This window comes from Saccharothrix sp. NRRL B-16348 (genome assembly GCF_001280085.1).
Lineage (GTDB): Bacteria > Actinomycetota > Actinomycetes > Mycobacteriales > Pseudonocardiaceae > Actinosynnema.
Window position 1 is genome coordinate 1 of the sequence record NZ_LGED01000038.1, and the last position, 6,578, is coordinate 6,578.

Annotated in this window: 3 protein-coding genes; 2 read left to right on the forward strand and 1 reads right to left on the reverse strand. The window is 71.0% G+C overall.

Annotated features, from left to right (window positions below):
- Positions 1-878: hypothetical protein (locus tag ADK67_RS07045; RefSeq protein WP_231648059.1), on the forward strand; the 878-nt coding region annotated here is incomplete at its 5' end.
- Positions 879-888: 10 nt separating this feature from the next.
- Here ADK67_RS07045 and ADK67_RS07050 read toward each other — a convergent pair.
- Positions 889-2,235 carry a hypothetical protein gene (locus ADK67_RS07050; protein ID WP_082403277.1) on the reverse strand — a complete coding sequence of 449 codons (1,347 nt, stop codon included), beginning with the start codon at positions 2,233-2,235 and terminating at the stop codon, positions 889-891.
- A 375-nt stretch (positions 2,236-2,610) separates the two neighbouring features.
- On the opposite strand from ADK67_RS07050, the gene ADK67_RS07055 reads away from it, so the two are divergent.
- Positions 2,611-5,988: a pyruvate carboxylase gene (locus tag ADK67_RS07055; protein WP_053715580.1), complete on the forward strand. Its 3,378-nt coding sequence runs from the start codon at positions 2,611-2,613 to the stop codon at positions 5,986-5,988.
- Positions 5,989-6,578 lie beyond the last annotated feature (590 nt).

Below are 6,578 nucleotides of genomic sequence, written 5' to 3' on the forward strand. Positions count from 1 at the left end.
GCGGGGTGCGGGGTGCGGGGTGCGGGGAGGCCGGGGAGGCGCAGGGTGCCTGCCGGTTACCCTGGCTCGTGCGCCGATTCCTGCTCGCCCTGGTTCCGTTGGTGCTCGTCGCCTGCACGGCGGCGCCCGCCGGTGATCAGGCGCCGACCACGTCTTCGCTGCCCAAGGGCGATCTGGCGGTGCTCGCCGAGCGCATCGAGCAGCGGCGGGCCGAGTTGGGCACGGCGACGTTCCACACCGAGGGCTTCGCGTCGGACGGGCAGGCCACCGAGGTCCGCAACGTCGTGGACGGCACGCTGCGGCGCGACGGCGACGACGTGACCGGGGCCATGACGATGGACGTGTCGACCGGCGGGCAGCCCAAGAAGATCGCGTTGGTGGTCGTGCGCGACGGCACGTACGTGCAGGTCGAGGGCGCGCCGATGCCCGAAGGCAAGAAGTGGGGCTTCTACCCGTCGGCGAGCGGTGGCGAGGTGTCCGCGTTGCTGCGCGGCTTCGGGCCGAGCGCCGAGCCGGGCGCGGAGCTGGACTACGTGCAGCCGAGGGCGGCGTTGATCGTGGGCAGGTCGTCCGAGCAGGTGGACGGCGTGCCGGTGACGCGGTTCGACCTGGTGGTCGACGCGTTGAAGATGGCGAAGGTCATCGAGGACCAGGACATCCAGTTGCAGCACACCCAGCTGGCCGAGTACGGCGTGAAGATCTCGGCGACGGTGTGGGTGGACGACACGAGCGCGCCGGTGCGGGCCGAGTACCGGTTCGAGCTGGACGGCAAGGTCGTGAAGCAGTCGACGACCCGGTTCAGCGGGTGGGGCGAGCCGGTCGAGATCGCCGTGCCGGCGCAGGGTGAGGTCGTGCCGGCCGACCAGCTGCCCCAGTAGCGGCCCGGGACTACCGGGACTGCCTGCCCTTGGGGACCGGCAGTTGGGTGGTCGGCTGCTCGGACGGGTCGACGTTCTTGGCCTTGGCGGCGGGCTTCGCCTCGGGTTTGGTGTCGGGTTTGGTGTCGGCCGGCTTGGCAGCTGCGGGCTTGGGTGCGGCTGCCGGTGCGGGCTTGGCGGTCGCGGGCTTGGTGGGTGCGTCGGTGGACGCGTCGGCGCCGGCAGCCGTGTCGGGGGCGGCGTCGGTGCCGGCAGCCGTGTCGGCCGCGGCTTCCTCGTCCAGCGGCGTCAGCGTGGCCACCGCCAGGGACACCGCTTCCTGCGCGGCGGCGAACTGCTCGCTCAACGCGCGGTGCACGCGGTGCAGCTCGGCCAGTTTCTGGTCGGCCGCGGTGGTGCGGCGGTCGGCGTGGGCGTTCGCCTCGGTGATGGTCTTCTCGGCGTGGGCGTCGGCTTCGGTGACGGTCTGCTCGGCACGCGCGTTGGCTTCGCTGATCGTCTTCTCGGCCTTGGCCAGCGCCTCGGACTCCAGCTCGGCGACCGTCTTCTCGGTCTCCGCGCGCAGCGCCGCCGCTTCGGCCTGAGCGGCTTCGAGGAGCTTCACGGCCTCGGCCTTCGCCTCGACCACGTGCACCTCGTGCTCCTTGCGGAGCTTGGTGCGCAGCTCGTCGTACTCCTTGTCGAGGTCGTCGTGGTAGCCCTTGTACTTCTGCTCCAGCTCGACCCGCTTCGCCTCGAGCTCCGCCGTCTTCGCCTCGAAGTCCTTGGTGAGCTTCTCGCGGTCGGCGCGGGTCTCCGCCATCAACGCCTCGTGCTCGGCGGCCAGCTTGGTCCGCAGCTCCTCGTGCGAGCGCTCCAGCTCGGCGCGGCGCTCGTCGTACTGCCGCTCCAGCTCGGTGGTCCGCTGCTGGTGGGCCGCCTCCAGCTGCCGCCGCCGGTCCTCCAGCTCGCCCATCGCGCGCTGGTGCGCCGCCTTGCCCTCGGCCGCCGCGCGCTCCGCCTCGGCGCGGGTGGCGTTCGCCTGGTCCAGCGCGGCCTTGCGGATGTCGGCGATCTCCTCCTCGGCCAACGTCATCATCACGCGCACGCGTTCGGTGACGTTGGACGCGCTGGAGGGGCTCGTGGCCAGCTTGCCGAGCTGGGACTTGACCTTGTCGAGCTCGGCGCGGGTGGAGTTGAGGAGCTTGCCCAGCTCCGCCACCTGGGCCGACGCCGCGTCCCGGGCCCGGTTCGAGTTCTTGAGGTCGAACTCGAGCCGCGTCACCCGTTCGTTCACCTGGCGCTGGTTGTACCCGCGCAGTACGACGTCGAAATGGGTGCGGGCAGCAGGCTGCCCAGTCCCTTCAGCCCCGGCCATGGGGGCAACCCTACCGAGAAGTCGCCGGCCGTAGTCACCCGATGCAGCGAACGCACCGTAACGAGTCGGTGATCCACCGTGTGGGGTGAGCCGCGGTCGGCAGGTGGTGCGGTATGGGCCCGGCCGCGCCGCCGTCAATCCGCCGCACGCGTGCCCCACGCGCGGGGGCTGCGCGAGACGACCTCGCAAGGGAGAATCCCGGGGCGTGATCCCAGGTCGCGCCTGCCTTGACCGGGAGAGTGAACGATCACGATGACGTCCGTCACGTGAGATGGAACTCCCGAGGGGCGGGAAGCGCACGGTAGCGTGCCTTGATTCATCGAGTCCCGCCCGCGCTCGGGCGGGACTCGCCGAGTAACCGGGAGGGAACGCCGCATGTTCCGCAAGGTTCTTGTCGCCAACCGCGGCGAGATCGCGATCCGGGCCTTTCGCGCTGCCTACGAACTGGGCGCCGGCACGGTTGCCGTCTTCCCCCACGAGGACCGCAACTCCCTGCACCGGCTGAAGGCCGACGAGTCGTACGAGATCGGCGAGCCCGGCCACCCCGTCCGGGCCTACCTGTCCGTCGAGGAGATCATCAAGGCGGCGCGCAAGGCGGGCGCCGACGCGGTCTACCCCGGCTACGGCTTCCTGTCCGAGAACCCCGAGCTGGCCAAGGCCTGCGCGGACGCCGGCATCACGTTCGTCGGCCCGCCCTCGGACGTGCTCGAGCTGACCGGCAACAAGGCACGCGCGATCGCCGCGGCCCGGGCGGCCGGCCTCCCCGTGCTCAAGTCCAGCGAGCCGTCGAGCGACATCGACGCCCTGGTCCGGGCCGCCGAGGACATCGCGTTCCCGGTGTTCGTCAAGGCCGTCGCGGGCGGTGGCGGGCGCGGTATGCGGCGCGTGGAAGAGCCCGCTGTGCTGAGGGAAGCCCTGGAAGCCGCGTCACGCGAGGCGGAGTCGGCGTTCGGCGACCCGACGGTGTTCCTGGAGCAGGCCGTGGTCGAGCCGCGGCACATCGAGGTGCAGATCCTCGCCGACGGCGAGGGCAACGTGATGCACCTGTTCGAGCGCGACTGCTCGGTCCAGCGCCGGCACCAGAAGGTCATCGAGATCGCGCCCGCGCCCAACCTCGCCCCGGAGCTGCGCGACCGGATGTGCGCCGACGCCGTGAAGTTCGCCCGGCACATCGGCTACCGCAACGCCGGCACCGTCGAGTTCCTGCTCGACCCGCACGGCAACTACGTCTTCATCGAGATGAACCCCCGCATCCAGGTCGAGCACACGGTCACCGAAGAGGTCACCGACGTGGACCTGGTGCAGTCGCAGATGCGCATCGCGGGTGGCGAGACGCTGGCCGACCTCGGCCTGAGCCAGGAGACCGTGCAGCTGCGCGGCGCGGCCCTGCAGTGCCGCATCACCACGGAAGACCCGGCCAACGGCTTCCGCCCCGACACCGGCATGATCAGCGCCTACCGGTCGCCGGGCGGCTCGGGCATCCGGCTGGACGGCGGCACGACCGGCGCGGGCACGGTCATCGGCGCGCACTTCGACTCGATGCTGGTCAAGCTGACGTGCCGCGGTCGGACGTTCTCGGCGGCGGTCGCGCGTGCGCGGCGCGCGGTGGCGGAGTTCCGCATCCGCGGCGTGTCGACGAACATCCCGTTCATCCAGGCGGTGCTGGACGACCCGGACTTCTTCGAGGGTCGCGTCACGACGTCGTTCATCGAGAAGCGCCCGCACCTGCTGACGGCCCGCCACTCGGCCGACCGCGGCACGCGCATGCTCACCTACCTGGCCGACGTGACGGTGAACAAGCCGAACGGTCCGCGCCCGTCCGTCGTGGACCCGAAGGTGAAGCTGCCGGTGGTCGACCTGAACGCCGAGCCGCCGGCGGGGTCGAAGCAGAAGCTGGACGAGCTGGGGCCGGAGGGCTTCGCCCGCTGGCTGCGGGAGAGCAAGGCGCTGGCCGTCACCGACACCACGTTCCGCGACGCGCACCAGTCGTTGTTGGCGACGCGCGTGCGGACGAAGGACCTGCTGGCCATCGCGCCGCACGTGGCGCGGATGGCGCCGCAGCTGCTGTCGTTGGAGGCGTGGGGCGGCGCGACGTACGACGTGGCGCTGCGGTTCCTGGCCGAGGACCCGTGGGAACGGCTGGCGGCACTGCGCGCGGCGGTGCCGAACATCACGTTGCAGATGCTGCTGCGCGGCCGGAACACGGTGGGCTACACGCCGTATCCCGAGGCGGTGACCAGCGCGTTCGTCGAGGAGGCGACGAAGACCGGCATCGACGTCTTCCGGATCTTCGACGCGCTGAACGACGTGGAGCAGATGCGGCCGGCGATCGAGGCGGTGCGCGAGACCGGCACGGCGGTGGCCGAGGTGTGCTTGTGCTACACCTCGGACCTCTCGAACCCCGACGAGCGGATCTACACGCTCGACTACTACCTGAAGCTGGCCGAGCAGATCGTCGGCGCCGGCGCCCACGTCCTCGCGGTGAAGGACATGGCGGGTCTGCTGCGCCCGCCGGCGGCGGCGCGGTTGGTGACGGCGCTGCGCAAGGAGTTCGACCTGCCGGTGCACCTGCACACCCACGACACGGCGGGCGGGCAGCTGGCCACGTACCTCGCGGCCATCCAGTCCGGGGTGGACGCGGTGGACGGCGCGGTGGCGTCGATGGCGGGCACGACGTCGCAGCCGCCGTTGTCGGCGATCGTCGCCGCGACGGACTACACGGAGCGGTCCACGGGGCTGGACCTGCGGGCGGTGTGCGACCTGGAGCCGTACTGGGAGTCGGTGCGCAAGGTCTACGCGCCGTTCGAGTCGGGGATCCCCGGGCCGACGGGCCGGGTCTACTCGCACGAGATCCCCGGCGGGCAGCTGTCCAACCTGCGGACGCAGGCCGTCGCCCTCGGGCTCGGGCAGAAGTTCGAGGAGATCGAGTCCATGTACGCGGCGGCCGACCGGATGCTCGGTCGGCTGGTGAAGGTGACGCCGTCGTCCAAGGTGGTGGGCGACCTGGCGTTGCACCTGGTCGGAGCGGGTGTCTCGCCGAAGGAGTTCGAGGCGGACCCGGGCCGGTTCGACATCCCGGCGTCGGTGATCGGGTTCCTGCACGGTGAGCTGGGCGACCCGCCCGGCGGGTGGCCGGAGCCGTTCCGGAGCAAGGCGTTGCAGGGACGTGCCGCGCCCAAGGGCGTGGCGGAGCTGACCGACGACGACGTGAAGGGGCTGGAGGACGACCGGCGCGCCACGCTGAACCGGCTGCTGTTCCCGGCGCCGACGAAGGAGTTCCTGGCGCACCGGGACGCTTACGGCGACACCAGCGTGCTGGGCAGCAAGGACTTCTTCTACGGGCTCAAGCCGGGGGAGGAGTACCAGGTCGACCTGGAGCCGGGTGTGCGGCTGCTGATCGGGCTGGAGGCCATCGGTGAGGCGGACGAGCGCGGCATCCGCACGGTGATGGCGACGTTGAACGGGCAGTTGCGGCCGATCCAGGTGAGGGATCGGTCGATCGCGGCCGAGGTGCCGGTGGCGGAGAAGGCGGACCGGGGCAATCCCGGGCACGTCGCGGCGCCGTTCGCCGGGGTCGTCACGCCGAGCGTGGCGGAGGACGAAGAGGTCGAGGTCGGGCAGACGATCGCGACGATCGAGGCGATGAAGATGGAGGCGGCTATCACGGCGCCGAAGGCTGGGCGGGTGAAGCGGCTGGCGGTGCGTGGGGTGCAGCAGGTTGAGGGTGGGGATTTGTTGATCGTGCTGGAGTGAGTGGGTCGGGGTCGGTTCGGTTCCGGCTCGGTGGTTGAGTTCGGCTCGATTTGACATGGGGCCCTTACGGGCACTCCAGGCAGGCCAAAGCCGGCAGGCCCGGCGGGGTAAAGCGTCCCGCCAGGCCTGCCGGCTTCCCAGGCCTGCCGGCTTCGACCAGCCTAAAGCACCCGAACCCATGTCAAATCGGGCCTCTGCGGGGCGGTGGCGGGTCCGTTGGGGTGTTGTTGGGTGAGGGCCACGGGGCGTGGAGGGGGATGCGGTGAGGTTGGTGGTGGTGGCGGTTGTGTCAGTGGGGGTTGGGCTTGGGTTGTTGTGGGTGGTGCCGGAGAACTTTTATGTCTTGCCGTTGTTGGTGGCGATGTGGGTTGGTGGGGCTGCCGGGGGTTGGTTGCCTCCGGTGGTGGTTGGTGGTTCCGGGACGTCGCTTGGTTGGTGGTTGGAGCACGATCGGGTCGGGCGGAGTCGGTTTGGGTTGGGGGCGGTGGCGGTGGGGGCTTTGGGTGGGTGGTTGGTCGGTGGGTGGCCGGAGTGGAGGGTTTCGGCTACGGCGGGGGGGGTGGGGGGGGGGGGGGGGGGGGGGGGGGATT

Bases quoted from the DNA above. Each gene is read 5' to 3' on its own strand.
- ADK67_RS07050 (WP_082403277.1), bottom strand. From the start codon at position 2,235: ATGGCCGGGGCTGAAGGGACTGGGCAGCCTGCTGCCCGCACCCATTTC.
- ADK67_RS07055 (WP_053715580.1), top strand. From the start codon at position 2,611: ATGTTCCGCAAGGTTCTTGTCGCCAACCGCGGCGAGATCGCGATCCGG.